Here is a 22,480-nt window from a genome sequence, read left to right on the forward strand (position 1 = left end):
ATCTACCCACAAAAAACAACGTTTAACCATTAATCCTTAATTACGATGATAAACCTATACCCTACCCATATCGAAAGTATTTCTTTGCACCGAGTAGGCAATAAGAATAAAAATGAAGGTATATTTTTATCTGCCCAACCTTTCAGTCTAAATGATGAGACGACTGGACTATTAAAAGAATATTTTTTTAAACCATTTAGGGAAAAAGAAGAAAACTACTTTAAACTTACCAACGAAGTAGACGTGGAGTTTAATGAAATACATAAAATAGTCACTGAAATCTTTAATGATCCAGCATGTGTGCACGATCAATCGAAAAGAATTGCAACACATCTTTTTGATCAATCAAACCATCCACATATAAAAAGCGGGGAAGTATATGTTGCCTATTTATCCGATGTTGTACTGGATAACAAAAAAGTAGATGCAGTAGGTATTTTCAAGAGCGAATTAAAGCAAGATTTTCTTCAATTCGAAGAAAGGGAAAGCAATTTGGACCTTGTGGTACAGCAAGGGATCAATATTAATAAATTGGACAAAGGCTGTCTTATTTTCAATGTCAACAAAGAAGAAGGCTATAAGGTACTTTCTGTTGACAGTAACCGTTATGATGCCAAATATTGGTTAGAGAATTTCTTGGATGTTGATGCCCTTGCCGATGAAAATTTCTATACTAAGAACTACCTTAAATTCTGTCAGAATTTTGCAAAGGATGTCGTTTTACCCGCAGAAGACAAACAACAAGAGGTGCTCTTCATGAACAAGGCGGTTAACCACTTTGCCAAAAATGATGCTTTTGAAGAAACCAACTTTTTAAATGAGGTCCTTGAGAACCCGGAACTTATACCTGAATTTAAACACTATAAGGTCGAGAAAGGACCTAAATACAGTATAGAGGATGTATCAACATTCGACATCGCCAATAAAGCGGTATCCGATGCACGAAAAAAGATAAAGAACGTCATTAATCTGGACACCAATATCCAAATAAAAATGGACTTTATAAATCCGGAGTCAGCAGAAAAGTTCGTTGAAAAAGGATGGGATGAGGAAAGACAAATGTATTATTATCTGGTCTACTTCAATAAAGAGGAAAAAAGCTAAGACCTTTTAAACTATAAAATCCCAAATAATAAAAAAGACACAAATTAACATGTGTTTTAATATTGTTATTTGGGATATGATACCATTTTATATTTTGATCTTGTGCTCTAGGATCTGCTTCATACTTACCCCCTTATAGTTTCGCTTGACAAAATCCAAGGCCAGATCCAGGATTTCACCCATGGTAGTACATTTTTTAAATTGTATATCTTTAGTAAGCTCGTAAATCTGACCTTTTAGCATTTCTACATTTTCCGGCAATGATATTACGTCCTTTTTACATACTTTATCCAATAATTTAATTCGGTTTCCCGAACTCAAAATACGTTTGGCGACAATAGATCTTTCCTCTAACTTATACTGATCAATGGAATCTTTGAGCAATTTCTTTCGAACCAACTCCACCATTTGAAAATTCTCTTTGAAAAACTGCGGGCGATAAACCTTCAATTTGCCTTCAAAAGACTGTTGGTCAAAATCTATGGCCCTGATCCTATAGACCACATGATCAAAATCATGAGTGGCCACGATAACATAATTATAAGAACGCATGTCACCCAACAACCTGATCATACAACGCTCATTGAACTTTACGAACTCTTTCGCCAATTGGGCTTTTTCCGTTTCGGTGCATTTGGGCAACATTTCCTTAATGAACACATCACCGGGTATGCCGGCAATATGCTCCTCGATCAAGGTATCTTCATAAACCAAAAAATTGAGGTTATATGGGGAAAGCATATGCTCTAACTCCAAACCATAGATTCTGGAAGCATCTGCCTTCTTCACGTAGAAATAAGTAAAGTTATCGTTGAGCACGTTCCTTACCTTAATTCTAAAAGGTTTGGAATTACCGAAAGTACAGTAATCAACCGAATCAACATTCAAATATTGATCAATATGTCCACTACCATCTGAAAGCAAAAGTGAATACACCCGTTTTAAACTCGTATCTATTTCTTGACGGTCATATTCATTATAATACACCCTTACCCAAAGGGTGTCCTCATCATTGGAGTCATAAACTACAACTGAACCTATAAAACGCAGTAAATCGTCATAACAAATGGGTATCACTATTTTTCTACTATATCTTTCCAAATAAGCATCCAACGCCTTACTGACCGGATAGGCCGGTTTCTTCTTCGACATTAATTTTTCTTCTGTCATAGCCTTTGTTTGGTTTAAAGATACAAAAAACATATGCTGTGCTAAACCAAACATTTCAGGCTATGGTCAAATCTATAACCACACCGATAAGAGCGTTTACCTATTGTTTTTTTTGATTGGCAACAATTATCTGCAAATCCCAATAAAAGGTGGTTTTTTCGTAGTAAAGTATAAATTCCATATCCTCGTGTATACAAGCATTATAACCAAACCAAACTATCAAAGGAGTATTCTCCTTTTTCTTTTTGTCCTTTTAGCAAGCATTAAGGTTTCTGCCCAGTTAAGTGACCTTCATTATCTACCACCTTTGAAGCAAGGGGCAAATAATCAAGGGATACAGAACCAAGCCATATATTTGTCAACTCCTGAAACAACCGCGTTTACGGTAAATGTATACAGAGGTACAAATACTTCTCCCATAAACACTTTTAATATTGACAATCTCAATCCGGTGATTTGGACATTGGGTAATGGGGACAATAACATTACATTGGTAGACAATGGTAATACCGGGATCGTTCTTGACAATAGTGGTTTACGATTTGAATCTCCCAGTGGTAAAGAATTCTATGTAAACTACAGGGGGAAATCCAGTTCACAAGCAGCTTCTTTAACTGCCAAGGGCCGACAAGCCTTGGGCACCAAGTTTAAATGGGGAGGTGTTCCGAACCTAGGTAGTCATGTTTCTAAATCAAACACCTTGGGCATCATGGCAACTGAGGATAATACAACGGTAACATTATCAGGTTATGATTCTGATTGTGAATTTAGGGTCGGCAGCGACAGGGCCGGTATAACTGCTGACTCTTATACCATAACACTTGATGCTAACGAGTCTTTTGTTTTTGAAACTTATATCGGTACTTCTCCGACCTCAGCACATGAGGATGGTTGGATCGGTGCATCGATCGATTCGGATAAAGATATAGTTATAAGTAACGGGATGATCAACTTCGGTAGTCAATCTGGCCAAAGCCATAGGGATGCCGGTATTGACCAACCTGTTCCTGAAAACAGACTTGGTAAGGAATATGTTTTCGTAAGGGGTAATGGTAATTCGAACGGGTATACGGAATTTCCACTTGTCATTGCCATCGCTGATAACACACAAATATTCGTAAATGGTGGTACTACACCTATAGCAACGATAGATGATGGTGAGTACTATAAAATACCGAGCAGTTATTATTCTTCTAATACAGTAGGTGCAAATATGCTTGTACAAACATCAAAAGATGTATATGCTTATCAATCTATGGCAGGGTCAAGTGCTTTGTACACGCAAGGACTGAATTTTGTTGCTCCCGTAAACTGTCTTTTGCCAGATGTAATGGACAATATCCCGGACATTCGTAACATTGCCGGATCCACGGTTACCGGAGGTTTAACGATTACCGCATCGGTAAATACCCCGGATGAAAACATTAAGGTTTTCCAAGATGGGGTGGAAATCACCAAACCAGCATCCGATGCAGTGGCAGGTTCCGATGATTGGAAAACATTCTTTATTCCAAATCTAGATGGTGACATCAGCGTAACATCAACCGGGCCAATGGCTATCGGTTTTTTTGGATATAACGGGGCCCAAGGTGTGGCGGGTTATTTTTCAGGTTTTGATACTGTACCAGAAGTAGTCCTTGAAATTAATGGGGGTACAGCGGGGGATTGTTTCGCTGGGTCGACCATTTTCGAGGCCTCAGATGATAATTTTGATGCATACCAATGGTTTTTTGACGGCCAATTGATTGAAGGGGCCAATACATTCGAATATGCCGCAACAATCGCGGGCGACTATTATGTTCGAGGAACAAAAGGACCTTGTACCTACGATTCACAAGCCATTACAATTTTCTACTGTGAAGGGGATATCGTTGTAAATAAAACAGTGGACAAGCCCGAAATCGTTGAAGGGGAGACCGCGACTTTTACAATTAGGGTGGAGAATCAAAACTTTGAACCTGTTACCAACTTACAACTAACAGATAACATTCCTGCCGGTTTAACACTTGTCAAAGGTTCTACTACTACGGGAACCTGGAACGGCACAGTTTGGAATATTGGAACCCTCGAACCTGGAGAGCCTGTATTTTTAGAGCTTGAAGTAGTGGGTGATGAAATTGACATAGCACCATTGATCAACGTCACCAATACTGTTACCCATACACAGGACCAAGTTGATCAAAATATCACGGAAGATATAATGTCGGCCAATATTATTGTACACAACGATTTTGACAATGATGGTGTAGTGGATATTGTGGATGTCGATGACGACAATGACGGTATTTATGATAGTGATGAATGCGAAGGTGCGTTTTGTTTTGAATCCATAGTGAACGAAAGTTTTGAAGACCCGGACATTTCAAATATGGCGATTCTTGATGAAAGTAGTGTTCCTGGATGGTTTTCAACCGCAACCGATAAGAAAATTGAAATCTGGGAATCAGGGTACTCGGGAGTAAATTCCTATGATGGCAACCAACACGTAGAACTTAACGCCAATAATTATGGTGCCCTATACCAAAACTTATGCTTAACACCAGGTACCGAAATGAGCTGGTCGGTAAGACACAGGGGTAGAGCCGGCACCGATGTGATGCAATTGAGAATCGGGGCGGATCTTGCCAGTGCCACCGTACAAGAAACAATGACTACGGACAACACGGCTTGGGTGCTATATTCAGGAACCTATACCGTACCTGTAGGTCAAACGAATACCGTTTTCGTTTTTGAAGCCGTATCTACGGCCAATGGAAGTATTTCTATCGGTAATTTCATCGACGATGTAAAAATAAACATTCTAGTTCCTGAGACTTGTATTGATTCAGATGGTGATGGATACCCAAACAATCTCGATTTGGACAGTGATGATAATGGTTGTACCGATGCCGATGAGTTTTATAAAGATAACAGTGCAGATGGTGATGATGGTGGAGAATATGGTACGGGCACCCCTGTAGTCGATTCGAATACCGGAGCTGTAATCGGTGCGTCTTATACCCTGGTCACCTCACCTGAAATCAACTTGGAAAACACCACCGAAGATTTGAGCGGTAATGATATAAACGGACAGGATATTAGCCTTGGCGAAACCTTTGATTATGTAATTCGTTTCCAAAATACCGGTAATGACAATGCTACATCCTTTACGATTAGAGATGTATTGCCAGCCAATGTAACCGTTGATAATATTGATACTAGTGGCGCTTTAGACTTTGCAACGTACAGTCATGATGCGGTTAACAACATCATTACTTTTGAAATACCGGACAACCTTGTGGAAGTCAATGACCCTAAATACACTATCCGTATTACGGTAACACTTTCATCAAACTGTTCCGCATTTGTAAATGCATGTTCCGAAACCATAGAGAACCTGGCATATTCTACCTATCAAGGGGTTACCAATACCAACACTTTCAGTGACGAACCGGGATCAACGAATACCCCAAGTTGTAGTTCAACTCCGGCCGTAGCAACGAATAGTTTATTAACTGACTTAGAAAACTGTAATACAGCTAGAACCGTACAATTATGTGGTGATTTCGCCACCTTGACCGCAGGTTCCGGGTTTACAACGTACACATGGGCCTTAGATGCCAATGGTAACGGTCAAATAGATGCAACGGAAACACCAATTAATGATGGCGATAGTGACCCGAGTACATTGGTAATTACTGAAATCGGTAATTACATTGTAGAAAAAAGTGGCGCTACAGGATGTGCCGACTTAGTTGAACTTATTACAGTGGAACGTTTTGGATCCACTCAGACCAACCCTATAATCACATACTTCAATCAAGTAAACTCAGACGTAAATACAGATAATGATTTACAAGGGGAAATCGTATCCTGTTCCATTGACGGTAGTGAAATGCCTCATATATTCCTATGTGGGGAAAATGATGAAGCCACATTGCAATTAGGGATAACCGATGCAGAAAGTATCGTGTGGGAACTACTGGATGAAACAAGCTGTACGGATATAGGTGATGATTGCGCCACTACCAACTCCGGTTGTTCATGGACAAACCTTGCCATTCAAAATAATTATACCGTAACCGATAGTGGTAAATATAGAGTAGTGATCAATTATGAAAATGGTTGCTTCAGTCGTTTTTACTTCAATGTTTTCAAAAACACATTGGATATCGATTATATTTCTTCGGATATCTTATGTAACACTTCTGGAAACATAAGAATTACAAATCCAAGTTCTAGTTATGGTTATCAACTTGTAAATGCCACTACCAATAATATCGTAATACCTTTTTCAGACAACAATGGACCTAATTTCGATATTACGACCAGTGGAACTTATAAAGTACAGATCACAACCCTAGACCCAATATCTGGAGACCCGATTGATAATGCATGTATTTTTGAAACCGAGGATATCGGTATCCAAGAAATGGATTACCAAGTAAATATTGAATCCACCCTTGCCGACTGTACTGGTTTTGGAACAATTTCAATACAAGCCTTGAATGTATTGCCTGATTATAGTTACGAACTTCGTCTAGATGACGGCACCAATAGTGGCGCGGGAACATTCTTTCAAGAAGAGGTCGCGATTGACGATAACACCTTTACCTTTAATAGCGTTCCTCCTGGTGACTATATTGTAATTACCTCAACGGAAGACGGATGTACAGACACCCAAAACATAACGGTTGATGAATACCCCGACTTGGTTTTATCTGCAAGCGTTACAGAAAACATTACTTGTAATTCAGGCTTGATAACCTTAACACCAAATGGTGGAAACCCAGATCCTGATTACGACATGGCCATATGGAGTGTAGATGGAGTTGAGTTATACGCAAGTGCGGATGACGTTCCGACAACTGAATTACAAACCACTAATGACTTTTTGTTTCCCGACAGTACAGATGCCGGAGCATATGTTTTTATCGTTTTTGATGATAATGGTTGTAGTACACTTTCAAATAGTGTCACCCTACAAGATTTGGGTCCAGTAACCATTTCCGCATCCCACACAGATATTGTATGTGCAGATTCTTCAACATCGAGTTTAACAATTACAGCAAACGGAGGTACGGCACCTTATGAATACAGCTTGGATGGTGGTACCACTTTCCAAACTACAAATGTATTTTATAACTTGAATGCGGGATCTTATACCATTACAGTAAGGGATTCCAGTGGTACATCAACATCAAGATGTACCGAAACATTAACGTATGAGATTGACCAACCATTTAGATTGACTGCTTCGGCGGCAATTGTGGAAGATGTCTCCTGCGACCCTTCGGGAGCTTTAGTGAAAATATTGAATGCCAATGGTGGACAAGCTCCTTACTCCTATAGTTTTGATGGTGGTTCGTCATATACCGGCGTAAATGAACAAAGATTAACAGCTGGCACCTATAATTTATCCATAAAAGATAATTTAGGTTGTACATATGATATGGAAATAACGGTTGATGCCCCTGTTGCCGACCCAAGTTTCGATAGCGCAATCGATTATGCTTGTGATGGATCTGGAACAATAACCGTTACACCGAGCAATACCACGGACTTTGATTACACCTACACAATTGACAGTACTACGAATACCCCTAAGGACAGTAATGTGTTCAACAATGTAAATGCCGGGTCTCATACAGTGACCATAGGCTATTCAAGCGCCATAACACCCACCCAGAGCACCTTATTCCTAGAAAACTTTGGAACAGGTATAACCACTCAAATTGGAGAAATAGGCCCTGGATATTGTTTTGAACCGCAAGATGGCTCCAACACCGCTTGCAACTTAGGCCCCGCAGGTATTTTGGTCAATGGTGAATATGCAGTGACCAATACCGTTACCAACCCCAATACCTCATGGAGAAGCCCTAACGACCGTACCGGTTTAACGGATGGCAGGTTCATGGCCATAGGGGTAAGTACCTCGGCTGGCAACAATAACGTCTTATGGTCCAGGACCGGATTGGATGTTTTGGCCAACCAAGATATTACCATCTCCTTTTATGCCTACAATATTTTAATCAACAGTGCATCAGGTAACGACCCTGAAGTACTTGTAGAGCTTATAGATGCTTCAGGTAACGTAATCAACAGTACCGCTACTACGGCAATACCTAAAAACAATGATGCCGATGACTGGCATTTAAGAGAAGTAACTTTCAATCCTGGATCAAACACCGTCGTTGGTGTTGTCTTACGTACCAACTTGGATAGCGACAATGGGAATTTCTTGGTCTTGGACGATATTCAGGCTTCCCAAATTCCTGAAGTATGTGAAACCACACAGGATTTGACAATCGTTGTGGAGGATAACAAAGAATTCAGTGTAAGTATTTTAGGTAGCACAAACCCAACTTGTAATGGTACTAGTGATGGTAGTATCCGTTTTGAAGTGAAGAATTTCGATACGGTCACCGGTTATGAATATTCTACCGATGGCGGTACGAATTGGGCCGCAGAATCAACGGCCATCTTTACCACACCTTCAACATTGGCGGACGGAACCTATGACATTATGGTTCGTAAGGTAAGCGATAATACTTGTACGGCAACTTCGGCCACATCTGTAACTTTGACAGCTCCGGCAACTATAGTTCCCGATTTACAACAAAAGGCTGAGTATACATGTTTCAACACTGGTGCAACCTTGGAAGCTTCGGCAACTGGTGGTACTCCTGGTTACGAATACCAATTGGAGGATACTTCAGGTACTGCCGTGGTTACCTATCAAACCAGTACCATCTTTAACAACGTTACCGACGGAGATTACCTGATACGTATAAAAGATGCGAATGGCTGTGAGGTATTATCAACAGCTCCGGTAACGGTCTCAGCTCCCGAAACCATTGGTTTTGACACATCATTCACAACATGTTATGATGGAGCGAACAATGCTACGATTACCGTTAATGTAACTTCGGGTAATGGTGACTACACCTTCAGGATAAATGGTGGTGCATGGCAGACCCCTAACCCAACAACCGATACCACTTATACTTTTTCAGGCTTACCGAATGGAAGTTATGATGTAGAAGTAAGCGATGCTTATAGTTGTACCTCATCTATAGAAACAATTGTGATTCAGCCAAATTTAAATGCTACGGTAGACGTTACGGATGTTAGTTCTTGTGGAGATGGTAACATTACGGTTACTGCCAGTGGTGGTGATGGAAACTTAGCATACGCCTTTGTTCCGACAACGACCCCTGTAACAGCAGTAGATTTCAGTAGTACAAGTTCATTTACAGTTGCAGCGGCAGATGCTGGCTCATATGATGTTTATGTGTGGGACAACGGTGCAGCCGACCCACATTGTGAATTTATGGAAACGGTAACTGTAAACCCTGCTACACCCTTGATTTTTACAGCAACGCCGACAGACCCAGAGTGTCATGACGGATTAGGAACAATTGAGGTAGAAGTAACATCCGGCATTGCACCATATACCTATGAAATTATAGATATAGATAACGCTGGCGCTTCTAATGAAACAGTTACTAACGTAATAAGTAATTCTAGAACATTTTACAACTTAAATCCGGGAGATTATACGATTAACATTACAGACGCAAGTGGCTGTACGGTTACATCAACCCCTAATGTAACCATTAATAATCCTGATGAATTAATCGGTGAGTACAGAGGTGTGCTACCTGCTTCTTGTGCTAGTACGGATGCTAACGAATATGGTTTTGAGTTTTTTAACTACCCAACAACCCTAGGTACTATAGAGTTCAGTGCAGATGGTGGTAATACTTGGGTTGCGGATAATTCAGTTCCCGGTACTTCGGATGTTATCACAGGATACTTGTCTGGGGAAAATGTATTGCCATCCATGAGGACAGTTGATGGCTTCGGCAATACTATTTGTCAAACCGATTTCCCAAGGTTCACTATCCCTTATCCTTTAGACGATTTAGATATTAAGTTAACTGCTATTGTGGTTGACTGTAATGAATTACAAGTGAAAGTCCAAGGTTCAGAAGGTACTCCAGGTTATGAGTATGCTTACTCTGATAATCCTGCTAACTTTAACCCCACTACCGCAACATGGATTGCTGGTGGTACAGTAGATGATTCATCAGGTACTGCGGTCACCGTTGCTGCGGGTTACGGTAATCATACTTGGACGGGCTTGGTTCCAGGAAGAACGTATGTCTTTTATGTGAAAGACTTTAATGGATGTGTAAGACAAAGTGATAAAAATGTAAATGATATTATTGATCCCTTACCCTTACAAATAGATTTTACATCCTCACCAACATGTTCTGGAGCATCCAACGGAAATATTACCTATACAATTACTGACAACCAAAGTCCATTTGGAGTAGAATTCAGATGGGAATTATATGACATGTCCAGTGGAACTGCAACTCTAGTAACCGATAGTGGTGGAAATGTCCCTTTCACTTCCCCTCACACCCTAACTTTCAACACTTTGGATGAAGGAGAATACTTTATTCAGATTACCGAAATAGATGGTGTTACCGATACATGTATTTCTGCATCGGAAAATCTATTATTGGAAGAATTAGACCCTATTTCAGCTACTTTAAACAAATTAGAAGATATTACATGCGCTAGTCCTGGACTTATTGCAGTAGAAGGCATCACAGGTGGCGGAGGTACCTATACATTTACGCTTACAGATCCTTCTGCAACAGTAATTGCTACTGGCACACCAGATAATCCTTTAGAAATTCCTGCAGGTTCTGTAGGAGGCGATTATGCGGTAAGTATCAGTGACCAATATGGTTGTGAGTATCCCTTAGGAACAATTAACATGTCTTTAGCTGCTAACCCGACCATTGATAGTATCGTAGTTGATAATTGTAGCACATCGCCAACAATAACCGTTAATACCACAGTGGGCGATTCTTCAACCTTATTGTATTCGATTGATGGGGGCTCTACTTATGTAGACAATGGTGGTGTTTTTACAAATGTAGCTGTTAACACATATACCATTTTCGTAAAAGATGGTAATGGCTGTACAGACTCACACACAACTGAAGTATATCCTACATTACAGGCTACGGCTACTTTAGAAGAAAGTTTGGGCTGTACCAATGACGCAGAAATATTGATTAGTGCATCATCTGGTTCCGGTAATTATGCTTATGAGATTGAAGATTCTTTAGGAAATCCTATAGCTTCTTTGACTCCATTTACAACTAATGCTACTGAGATGATTTCCAATGCTGAAACCTATACGGTTACCATATATGACACAAATACATCGAACCCGGAATGTGAGCGTGTATTTACAGTTGTGGTGCCTGCGGCAATACAGCCAGACTTTACCGCTACACCAACAGATGTAACTTGTAATGGTGGAACAGATGGAGTTATTAAAATCGCAGAAGTCAATAATGGAAATAATCCTTTATCATATTCTTTGGTTCCCAATGTAGCTACATATGACACCACTACAAATTCGTTCTCTGGTTTATCTGCAGGATCTTATGATGTTATAGGAACAGGACCTAACGGTTGTGTAACTACTAGGGCATCAATAGTAGTAGATCAGCCAAATGTAATCGCATTTACTACGCCAACTGTAACCCAGTTTGGTTGTACATCGGATAACACAACAAATAATGCTATAATCACCCTGGATGAATCTTCATTGACAGGCGGTAGTTTAACATATTCCCGATATGAATTTGAAGATTTTGCCTCAGGTACGATCTTACAGAGTGGATTAACCGCTACATATAACTATACTGATTTTGCCGGTGGTGATGTAATCGTTCGTGTTATTGATGACAATGGATGTAGTAGCGAGCAAACAGTTACCGTGGATCCTTATGACCCCTTCATTTCCGCTTCAACGCATGTAATTACCCAAATCAGTTGCGCTACTACGAATACCGGTGAAGAAATAAGGGTAGATGTTGTAACAAACAATAACACATATACGTCGAATCCTGGAAATTACGAGTATAGGCTATTACCTTCTGGAACGACCCAAACATCAAATATTTTCGCAGATCTGCAGGTCGGGACCCATACCATTCAAATAACAAATACTACGACGGGATGTTCGATCATAACAGAACATGTTGTGGAAGAACCCAATACGTTCGATATAAATGTTGATGTATTGTCCAATGTTGTTTGCTTCGGTGACGACGGTAGCATACAAATAACCTTTGCAGATGCCACCTATACAGGTGATTTTGACTGGGAAGTTTTAAATGCAGATGGCACGCCTACTGCCAGAATAGATGATGAAGGTACTTTCTCCGGAACAGGAACGTCTGCAACGATACCAGTAGCAGCAGGTAATTATATTGTTAGGGCGGTACAGGCTGCATTCCCGGAATGTAGTCAAGAGCGTACATTTACGATTACGACACCTTCTGCCACAATAACCTTGGATACGATAGATACGTCCAATGTAGGTTGTTCCAATAATGAAGGAACAGCAAACATTAACCCGCTTGGAGGTAAAGCTTTATATGATATTGTATTAACCAACGTCACAACAGGTTCCACATACAATGCCCTTCAAGTGAATACGAATCTTTTCCAAGGATTGGAAGCTGGTCATTATGATGTACAGGTGACAGATGCGCTTGGTTGTTCCCAAATATTTCCAGATGCCTTTGAGCTCGTAGAACCAGATGCCTTAACAGGTACGGTTACGAATACTACATTAGTATGTACTGGAGATACAGACGCTTCGATTTCTTTTATTATTGACCCTACAAGAAATATAAGCCCGAATTACAGCTACAGCCTTAATACGTATGATGACATTTCAGGTACCACATTGTTGCGCAATTCTGCTTTACAAACGAGCCCAGACTTTACTGAACTTGGCTCAGGCTTCTATAGCATTAGTGTAACCGATGATATAGGTTGTTCATTTGAAACTACGATTGTTGAAATTGTAGAACCAACGGATGTCGATGCCATATTAATCACGGAAAACCCGAATAGTTGCCTTGTAGGAGCAGACCTTTTGCTTATTGCTTCTGGCGGAACGGCTCCTTATACATGGAGTGAGGATGGCATTACCTATAACAACATGAATGAAATCAATGGATCAGACACCAATTTGTTCCAGAACATGCCTGTTGGCACTTATAGGTATTACATTAAGGACAACTATAATTGTGTCTCTGTTATTTCCAACGAAATAGCAGTAAACGCTATCGAAGATTTGACCATGACCGTGGATACCACAGCGGCAAAAGTTAATTGCTCAGGGGATAGTTCCGCATTGATAATAGCAAACGCGGATGGTGGTCTTGGCAGTTATCAATATGCTTTATTTGGAGATGCTGCATCCACTACCGAAATAAGGGCAAACCAAACCGATGGAACCTTTGCGGACCTCCCTAGTGGAACATATTATGTAAGGGTCCAAAGTAGGGATTGTGAAATCGTCTCCAATGCCATAATTATTGATGAACCTATACCATTAGCACTGGATTATGATATTACGGATGTCACCTGTAATGGTGAGGACGATGGTAGTATTACCATTAATTTAAGTGGAGGTACAGGGGATTACTTGTATGCAATTTCCCCAAATCTAAATCAATTTGTTGAGGAGAATACATTTGATGAATTAAGTCCCGGGGATTATACGGTAATTGCCCAAGACAGTCTTGGTTGTTATGAAGTGATTGAATTTACCATAACGGAGCCAACTACCTTAGAAATGGATTACACCGTACAGAACGAAATTTGTTTCGAGAGTAGTGATGGTTCGATCACCTTGGATATTACCGGAGGAACGGCACCATATTTCACAAGTTTAAATTCAAACGAATCAAGTGATTTTGTTGAAGACAAACTGTTATATGAAAACCTTTCGGCAGGCTTTTATACTGTATTTGTAAAAGATGCCAACGGATGTTCAACCAATGACATAATTACTGTTGAAGTTGGCGCTAACCTTAATGCTACGACAGAGGTCATATATGAATGTACCGGTGATACTCCCAACAATAGCCTTAGTATAACCCTAGAAGATGAAAGCGTTGGTGATGATGTGCTTTATGCATTGGATTCAACGGATCCGGCCGACTTTGTTCTTGAACCTGATTTCGCTAATATGTCTGCTGGTGACCATTATGTTACAATAGCGCATGCAAATGGCTGTATACGTACATTTGATTTTGAAGTTATTGAATACGCACCCCTTTCACTTGTAGTAACACAAGAAGGCATTAACGAAATCACGGCCACTGCTACAGGAGGTAAAGAAGAATACACCTACTATTTTGATGGTGTGGACAATGGTAATGACAACACATACATGATCAATAGAACCGATACTTATGAAGTTCGTGTTACCGATGAAAACGGTTGTAGTGTTACCCAGGAAATTTATATGGAGTTCATTGATATTGAGATACCCAACTTCTTTACTCCGAATGGAGATGGTACCAAAGATATTTGGGCACCGATCAACATCGAGATATACCCTGATATCTATATTCATATTTTTGATAGATATGGCCGTAAGGTTTACAGGTTCCAGGATAACCAAGATGGTTGGGACGGACTTTATAACAATACTGAATTACCAACAGGTGACTATTGGTATATTATCAAATTAAACGGTGAAGCGGACGAAAGGGAATTCGTAGGTCACTTTACCTTGTATCGCTAAATTATAAGAAAAAATATCCCTAAGGCAGTATCAAAAAAACTGCCTTAGGTTTTTTTCTAAACAATACTTACAATGCATTTACAACAGCAATACAACGTTTCACAACTAATAATTGCACTCCTTGTAAAAGCACCGTTATTTAGTACAATGAGTAACTATTAAGATTAAAGTTTTGAAGTGCATGAAAATGAAACTCAGGTTTTTTGTTTCCTTTTTTCTATTGGCTTTTGTTCATATGGGATATTCCCAGTTGAGTGATCTACATTATCTTCCCCCATTAAAACAGGGTGGGAATAATCAGGCTATCCAACAGCAAGCCGTATATTTATCCACTCCGGAAACTACTGCTTTCACCGTAAATGCTTATTTGGGAACATCCAACACTCCACTCACAACTTTCTCATTATCCAAAACAACACCGGTCACGTATAACTTAGCCAATGGCGACAACAACATAACTTTGGTTGTAAATGACAGCACAGGTGTTGTATTAAAGGGGTGCGGGTTACGGTTTGAAGCTCCCAGTGGTGATGAGTTTTATGTAAATTATAGAGGTATTTCGGGTTCACAAGCCGCTTCTTTAACCTCAAAGGGTAGGGCTGCCATGGGTACCAAATTTAAGTGGGGCGGTGTCCCAAATTTGGGAACACATATATCAAAATCCAATACCTTGGGAATCATGGCCACGGAAAATAACACCACTGTAACCTTATCAGGTTATGATACAGATTGCGTATTTCGGTTGGGCAGTAATCAAGCGGGGATAACTGACGACTCCTACCAAATAATTTTAAATGAAAATGAATCCTTTGTATTCGAGGCCTACATGGGCAATACGTTCAGTACCGCTCAAAGTCAAGGTTGGATCGGTGCTTCGATAGTAGCAGACAAGAACATTGTAATAAGTAATGGGTCCCTGAATTATGGTAGACAAGCTAACTCATCCAATAGGGATGCGGGTATAGACCAACCAGTGCCCGAAAACAAATTAGGTAAGGAATATGTGTTTGTTAGAGGTAATGGCGGAACTGGTGGTGAAACAGAATTCCCAATAATCATTGGTACCCAAACCGGTACTGAAATATATGTAAACGGCTCCACAACACCTATTGCCACAATTAACAATGGGGATTATTTTGAAATACCTAGCAGCTATTATTCTTCCAATTCTGTAGGAGCCAATATGTATGTTACTACTTCAAAAGATGCCTATGCATATCAATGTATGGCGGGTTCTAGTGCTATTTACACCCAAGGATTGAATTTTGTCGCTCCCGTAAACTGTCTTCTACCCGATGTAATGGACAATATTCCCGATATCACCGATGTAGCAGGCTTCACCCTTTCTGGAGGGGTAACGATAATTGCTTCTACCTCTACCCCTGATGCCAATATTCAAGTTACCGACGATTCTGGACCGGTAACACTGCCAACTGCTTCGACCGTAGCAGGAACAAGTTTATGGAAAACCTTTTATATTCCCAATTTGACCGGGGATGTCAGTGTTCAATCAACAGGTCCTATTGCAGTAGGCTTCATTGGGTTTAACGGTGCCAGGGGTATCGCCGGGTATTTCTCAGGTTTCGATACAGTTCCCGAAGTAGACCTTCAGGTTACGGGAGGTGGATGCCTTCCTACTGCACAAGTAGAGGTCGTAGACCCAAATTTCGACGATTACCAATGGTTCGAAAACGGGAGCATGATCGCCGGTGCCAATAGTGCCACCTATACACCCACCGATGCAGGTGATTATTATGTTCGTGTCACCAAAGGAGGGTGTACGTATGATTCCCAACCCTTGACCGCCTATTACTGTGACCCGGATATCGTACTGAAAAAAGACGCTGACCTGAATACGGTAAATGACGGGGATACGGTAACCTTCACAATCACCGTTGAAACATTGGGGATAGACCCTGTTTCCAATTTGGTATTGACCGATGTTTTACCGACGGGACTCGAATTGATATCCTCATCCATATCAAAAGGATCTTTTACATATCCCGACTGGAACGTTGGCAGTATGGATCCCGGGGACTTGGAAACATTGACCTTGGTAACAAAGGCCAGTTTGGACAATATTTATATCTCAACCGTGGACTACACCAATACGGTGACCAATAGTCAGGACCAAATAGACTCCAACACCACTACGGACGACCCCTCAGAAACGGTTACCGTGAATAAAATCACCCCAACGACCGTCATTACCAATAGGAGAATCACCTATAGGGTGAACAGAAATTAAACTTTAAGTGTAACATTCGTGCAGGTTTGTCGTCAAGTAGTAACATAACCTTCAAAAAAACTTGACTTGAGCACAATTCTCACTGTTAGCAACCTGACCAAAAAATTTGGCTATTTAACCGCTGTCAAAGATCTTAGCTTCACTATAGAAAAAGGCAATGTTTATGGCATTCTCGGACCTAATGGAAGTGGCAAATCCACCACCTTGGGCATCGTACTTAATGTAGTTAACCGTACCAAAGGCGAATTCGCCTGGTTTGACGGAAGCACCTCAACCCATGAGGCGTTGAAAAAAGTTGGGGCAATTATTGAGCGCCCTAATTTCTATCCCTACATGACCGCTATCCAGAATTTAAAATTGGTATGTAAGATCAAGGAGGTTTCCGAACAGAAGATCGAAGAGAAATTGGAACTAGTAGGGTTGCTAGATCGTAAAAACAGTAAATTCAGAACATATTCTTTGGGTATGAAACAACGTTTGGCCATAGCTTCTGCCCTACTGAACGATCCCGAGATACTTATTTTAGACGAACCCACAAATGGTCTAGACCCCCAAGGTATTCACCAAATTAGGGAAATCATAAAAAAAGTGGCCTCACAAGGGACCACGATCCTATTGGCTTCACACCTCTTGGACGAAGTGGAAAAGGTCTGCTCCCATGTCGTGATTCTTAGAAAGGGACAAAAACTATATTCCGGTCGTGTTGATGATATGATGGCGAGCTACGGTTTCTTTGAATTAAAAGCGGGAAATGCCGACGGCCTGCTACAATTCTTGGAAAACAATGACAGTTTCGGGAAGGTAACCCAAGAAAACGGATTGATCACAGCTTTTCTTAAGGAAGAAATGAATTCGGAAGTTTTAAACAGAACCCTTATGGCTAAAGGCATAGTCCTATCCCATTTAGTAAAAAGAAAGGAAAGTCTTGAAGAACAATTCCTTGCCCTGACCAAAACCCAAGCCAATTAAACCAAAAATAACATGTTAAGATTATTACATATAGAATTCATAAAGCTTTGGAACAATAGGGTCAGCAAGATTCTGATCATTGCATATTTTGTTTTACTTACTTCCATAGCCTTGGTAGCCGCGATTAAATTCGATATTGGCCCCATAAAATTCCATTTGGCGGAACAGGGTATTTTCAATTTCCCTTACATCTGGCATTTCAATACATTCATTACCGCATTTTTCAAACTGTTCCTGGCAATCGTCATCGTATCCATGATGGCGAATGAATACAGTAATAAGACCATTAAGCAAAACTTGATTGACGGACTGTCGAAAAAAGAGTTCATTCTCTCCAAATTTTTAACAGTGATATCTTTCTCCTTGATATCCACACTATTCGTCTTTGTGGTTTCACTGATCTTGGGCCTAATTTATTCAGACTACAACGAGATAAGTATCATTTTTTCGGACCTTGAATTCCTGTTGGCCTTCTTCGTGAAGCTTCTAGGGTTTTTCTCTTTTTGTCTTTTTCTTGGCATTTTGGTAAAACGTTCTGCTTTTGCCCTGGGATTCCTGATTTTATGGCAAGTATTTGAAGGATTTGCACGAGGAATGATACGTTGGAAACTTTTTGATGGCGATACTACCGATTTTGTCATGGGCTTTTTCCCCTTAAATGCCATGTGGAAATTGATCGATGAACCTTTTTCCCGTTTAAGTGCCGTACAATCTGTGGCCAATCAAATCGGAGAGAAAATCGATGTGGATTATGGTGTGCATTGGTATGAGATACTGATTGTATTGGGCTGGACGACAATTTTCATATACGGGTCGTATGCCCTCCTGAAGAAAAGGGATCTTTAGCCGTTACCGAGAAAACATTAATTGAATGTATTACCCAAAGGCCATGCGTTAGATCCCGTAACTCAATTACTCGATTTTGACCATGAATATTCGCTGTTTAGGTGATACATTCTTACTTTGGAGTAATTTTAAGATAGCCTTACCCTTTTTAATCACGGTCCTTTTGTATTTTTAAAAAATGAAATTCAAGGTCGTATCCGATTTTAAACCGACAGGGGATCAACCCGGCGCAATTGAACAATTGGTCAAGGGGATTGAAACCAAAGAACCCTACCAAACACTTTTAGGTGTAACGGGTTCCGGTAAAACTTTCACCGTAGCCAATGTAATCGAGGAAGTTCAGCGCCCAACATTGGTCTTAGCGCATAACAAGACCCTAGCTGCCCAATTATATTCGGAATTCAAACAATTTTTCCCGGATAATGCAGTGGAGTATTTTGTTTCCTATTACGATTACTATCAGCCCGAGGCATACATACCTACCTCCGGTCTTTATATAGAAAAGGATCTTTCGATCAATGAGGATATTGAAAAATTAAGATTAAGTGCAACCTCTTCACTCCTATCCGGTAGAAGGGATGTACTCGTAGTAGCATCCGTCTCCTGCCTATATGGTATTGGGAATCCCGTTGAATTCCAAAAAAACGTCATCAGCATACATAAAGACCAAGTTATCGCGCGTACCAAATTATTGCATATGCTGGTACAAAGCCTTTATTCCAGAACCACTGCAGATTTTCGTAATGGCAATTTCAGGGTAAAGGGTGATGTTGTCGATATTTTCCCTAGTTATGCGGACCATGCCTTTAGAATCCATTTCTTTGGGGATGAGATAGAAGAGATAGAAGCTTTCGACCCTTTCAACAATTCGGTAATCGAGGTTTATGAAAACCTGAATATCTATCCTGCGAACATGTTCGTAACCTCACCCGATATTCTTCAAAATGCAATTCGGTCAATTCAAGATGATCTTGTTCATCAAATCGATTTTTTTAAAGAAATCGGCAAACCACTCGAGGCAAAACGTTTGGAAGAACGCACTAATTTTGATTTGGAAATGATAAGGGAATTGGGGTACTGTTCGGGAATTGAAAACTATTCCAGGTATTTGGATGGTCGCGAACCCGGAACACGTCCTTTCTGCCTATTGGATTATTTTCCAGATGACTACCTCATGGTAATAGATGAAAGCCATGTTACCATACCACAAGTGCATGCCATGTACGGTGGGGACCGTTCCCGCAAGGAAAACTTGGTCGATTACGGATTCCGATTACCTGCTGCCATGGACAATAGGCCTTTGAAATTCGAAGAGTTCGAAATGCTACAAAACCAAGTTATCTATGTTAGTGCCACTCCGGCAGATTACGAATTACAACTTTGTCAAGGGGTTTATGTGGAGCAAATAATTCGCCCTACAGGTTTATTGGATCCGATTATCGAGGTACGGCCCAGTTTAAACCAAATAGATGATCTGATCGAAGAAATTCAACAAAGGGTCGAAAAGGACGAAAGAACTTTGGTTACGACCCTTACCAAACGAATGGCCGAGGAACTTACCAAATATTTGACCAGGATAAATGTACGTTGCAGATATATTCATAGTGATGTGGATACCTTGGAACGTGTTGAGATCATGCAAGATCTTCGAAAAGGAATTTTCGATGTGCTCATAGGTGTTAACCTCCTGAGGGAAGGACTCGATTTACCTGAAGTTTCACTTGTAGCCATTTTGGATGCCGATAAGGAAGGTTTTTTAAGAAGTAATCGCTCATTGACCCAAACCGTCGGAAGGGCAGCAAGACACCTCAACGGTAAAGCTATCATGTACGCCGATAAAATTACGGATAGTATGCAAAAGACCATTGACGGCACCAATTACCGCCGTGAAAAACAAATTGCATATAACACGGCCAATAACCTAAAACCGAAGGCCTTGAACAAAAGTCTTGACAGTGTTCTGGCCAAAAATTCCGTTTCTACCTATCATTTTGAAAAAGAAGAATTACGTGCCGCTGAACCCGATATGGATTACCTGACGAAGGAACAAATAGAAAAAATGATCAGGGACAAACGTAAAGCCATGGAAAAAGCCGCCAAAGAATTGGACTTTATGACAGCTGCCAAACTCCGAGATGAAATCAAAATGTTACAGAAACAGGATTGAGGAGGTAATTGATCCAAACCTGCTCACTGGTCGAAATAATCATAAAACATAAACGAAAAAAGCGCCCCGATTGCTCAGGACGCTTCTCCGATGCTGATGTCCTTACCCGATTAGGCAGGCAACCAACACCCTGATGTCTGCTAACAGCCCATCAGTATCAACCAACAAACCAACCATTATGCCATGCCCAATTAGGACACCACATAATATTTTTAAATCCTTAAGACAATTCGATCATTCTTTTTGGCTTTGGTAAGGCCTCTTCTTTTTTTGGTAGATTGAATTTTAAGATTCCATCTTCGTACGAAGCCTTGATATTGTCCTCGTCGATTGTTTCAGGCAAAGTGAATGCTCGTTTGAATGAAGCGAATGAAAATTCCTTCCTTGTATAATTCTCCTTTTCTTCTTTTTTCTCTGAACTTACTTCTGAAGAAATGGTCAGTACATTTTCATTGACCTCTATTTTAAAATCTTCTTTTTTTCTACCTGGAACAGCTAATTCCAATTCAAAATCGGTATCGTTTTCCTTGATGTTCACTGCAGGAACACTGGTATTTTCATTTACCATACCACCAAACCAGTCTGGTTTGAATATTTCATTCATTAATGATGGGAACAAAATATCGTTTCTCTTAACTAAACTCATAACATTTATTTTTTAGGGTTAAATTTTAATTTCAATTGTGAAAGGACAAAAGATATACCAACCCCAATAAAATGTCATTATGTCTTATTTCTAGAGTATTTTTGTGACAATATGACGCTTTTTAACATATTACAACCATTATTCAATTGATGTAAGAGGATATCAGTGCGTGGATATTCAATTATAATGCGCCTTGAAAATATCGATCAACACTTTTGGTGGCACTATTTTATTGGGATATTGGTGCATTATGGCCAAAACCTGCTCTATCGCCGAAGGCGGTAGCCCCATTTCCAATCCCACATTATGAATACGGTCTATTTCTATTTGGTCTTGCTTGTTATCAACATTCATCAATAACACCAATCGGTGAAATTGCAAAATACGGTCAGCCTCTGATTTTGGAATAACATGCTCGACCTTTCTATGGAAAAGCCCGTCGAAAACACTATGTTCTACCCCTAATTGCTCCGCCACACTTTGAAGAAAACCATATTCCTCAGGTTTCACCTTATTATCGACCTTAGCGAAAGCTATCATTTCCGAAAGTATACTAAGTTTTTCTTTACGTGAAGCCATATTCTTTCCCCTTATGAAATCTATTCCAAATTACGTTTATCGAAGATTACCCAATAAACCGATGCAAAATTTACTAGTTCAACCTATGACAAAGGAGACCTGCAAACCTTTAAAAAAATGTAGGATCAC

General features: G+C 40.2%; 9 protein-coding genes. 6 read left to right on the forward strand and 3 right to left on the reverse strand.

Features of this window, described 5'->3' with window-relative positions; all coding sequences use genetic code 11:
* The first annotated feature begins 45 nt into the window (after window positions 1–45).
* Window positions 46–1,104, forward strand: a complete 1,059-nt coding sequence (locus R3X28_RS12200) for a nucleoid-associated protein (RefSeq protein ID WP_317664592.1) — start codon at window positions 46–48, stop codon at window positions 1,102–1,104.
* A gap of 87 nt (window positions 1,105–1,191) precedes the next feature.
* Here R3X28_RS12200 and R3X28_RS12205 read toward each other — a convergent pair whose 3' ends face one another.
* On the reverse strand, window positions 1,192–2,274 hold the full coding sequence (locus R3X28_RS12205; RefSeq protein WP_154366207.1) for a hypothetical protein: 1,083 nt from the start codon (window positions 2,272–2,274) through the stop codon (window positions 1,192–1,194).
* A gap of 187 nt (window positions 2,275–2,461) precedes the next feature.
* On the opposite strand from R3X28_RS12205, the gene R3X28_RS12210 reads away from it, so the two are divergent.
* The 5 genes from R3X28_RS12210 to uvrB all read left to right on the forward strand — a co-directional run bounded on the left by R3X28_RS12210 (window position 2,462) and on the right by uvrB (window position 21,126).
* A complete protein-coding gene (locus tag R3X28_RS12210; RefSeq protein ID WP_317664594.1) occupies window positions 2,462–14,896 on the forward strand; it encodes a T9SS type B sorting domain-containing protein in 12,435 nt (4,144 codons plus the stop codon).
* A gap of 181 nt (window positions 14,897–15,077) precedes the next feature.
* Entirely contained in the window at window positions 15,078–17,144 is a 2,067-nt protein-coding gene (locus R3X28_RS12215) for a DUF11 domain-containing protein (RefSeq protein ID WP_317664596.1), read from the forward strand.
* Between the two features lie 66 nt (window positions 17,145–17,210).
* Window positions 17,211–18,113, forward strand: a complete 903-nt coding sequence (locus tag R3X28_RS12220) for an ABC transporter ATP-binding protein (protein ID WP_317664597.1) — start codon at window positions 17,211–17,213, stop codon at window positions 18,111–18,113.
* Window positions 18,114–18,125: 12 nt separating this feature from the next.
* Window positions 18,126–18,959 (forward strand): ABC transporter permease, encoded by an 834-nt coding sequence (locus R3X28_RS12225; RefSeq protein ID WP_154367752.1) that lies wholly within the window; start codon window positions 18,126–18,128, stop codon window positions 18,957–18,959.
* Between the two features lie 178 nt (window positions 18,960–19,137).
* Window positions 19,138–21,126 (forward strand): excinuclease ABC subunit UvrB, encoded by a 1,989-nt coding sequence (uvrB, locus tag R3X28_RS12230; protein WP_317664598.1) that lies wholly within the window; start codon window positions 19,138–19,140, stop codon window positions 21,124–21,126.
* A gap of 220 nt (window positions 21,127–21,346) precedes the next feature.
* On the opposite strand, the gene R3X28_RS12235 is transcribed toward uvrB, so the two are convergent.
* Window positions 21,347–21,772 carry an Hsp20/alpha crystallin family protein gene (locus tag R3X28_RS12235; RefSeq protein WP_154367748.1) on the reverse strand — a complete coding sequence of 142 codons (426 nt, stop codon included), beginning with the start codon at window positions 21,770–21,772 and terminating at the stop codon, window positions 21,347–21,349.
* A gap of 177 nt (window positions 21,773–21,949) precedes the next feature.
* Window positions 21,950–22,351 carry a TerB family tellurite resistance protein gene (locus tag R3X28_RS12240; RefSeq protein ID WP_154367746.1) on the reverse strand — a complete coding sequence of 134 codons (402 nt, stop codon included), beginning with the start codon at window positions 22,349–22,351 and terminating at the stop codon, window positions 21,950–21,952.
* Window positions 22,352–22,480: the final 129 nt, after the last annotated feature.

Source organism: Maribacter sp. TH_r10, from assembly GCF_033101095.1.
GTDB lineage: Bacteria > Bacteroidota > Bacteroidia > Flavobacteriales > Flavobacteriaceae > Maribacter_A > Maribacter_A luteus.

Bases quoted from the DNA above. Each gene is read 5' to 3' on its own strand.
- R3X28_RS12200 (WP_317664592.1), top strand. From the start codon at position 46: ATGATAAACCTATACCCTACCCATATCGAAAGTATTTCTTTGCACCGA.
- R3X28_RS12205 (WP_154366207.1), bottom strand. From the start codon at position 2,274: ATGACAGAAGAAAAATTAATGTCGAAGAAGAAACCGGCCTATCCGGTC.
- R3X28_RS12215 (WP_317664596.1), top strand. From the start codon at position 15,078: ATGAAAATGAAACTCAGGTTTTTTGTTTCCTTTTTTCTATTGGCTTTT.
- R3X28_RS12225 (WP_154367752.1), top strand. From the start codon at position 18,126: ATGTTAAGATTATTACATATAGAATTCATAAAGCTTTGGAACAATAGG.
- uvrB (WP_317664598.1), top strand. From the start codon at position 19,138: ATGAAATTCAAGGTCGTATCCGATTTTAAACCGACAGGGGATCAACCC.
- R3X28_RS12235 (WP_154367748.1), bottom strand. From the start codon at position 21,772: ATGAGTTTAGTTAAGAGAAACGATATTTTGTTCCCATCATTAATGAAT.
- R3X28_RS12240 (WP_154367746.1), bottom strand. From the start codon at position 22,351: ATGGCTTCACGTAAAGAAAAACTTAGTATACTTTCGGAAATGATAGCT.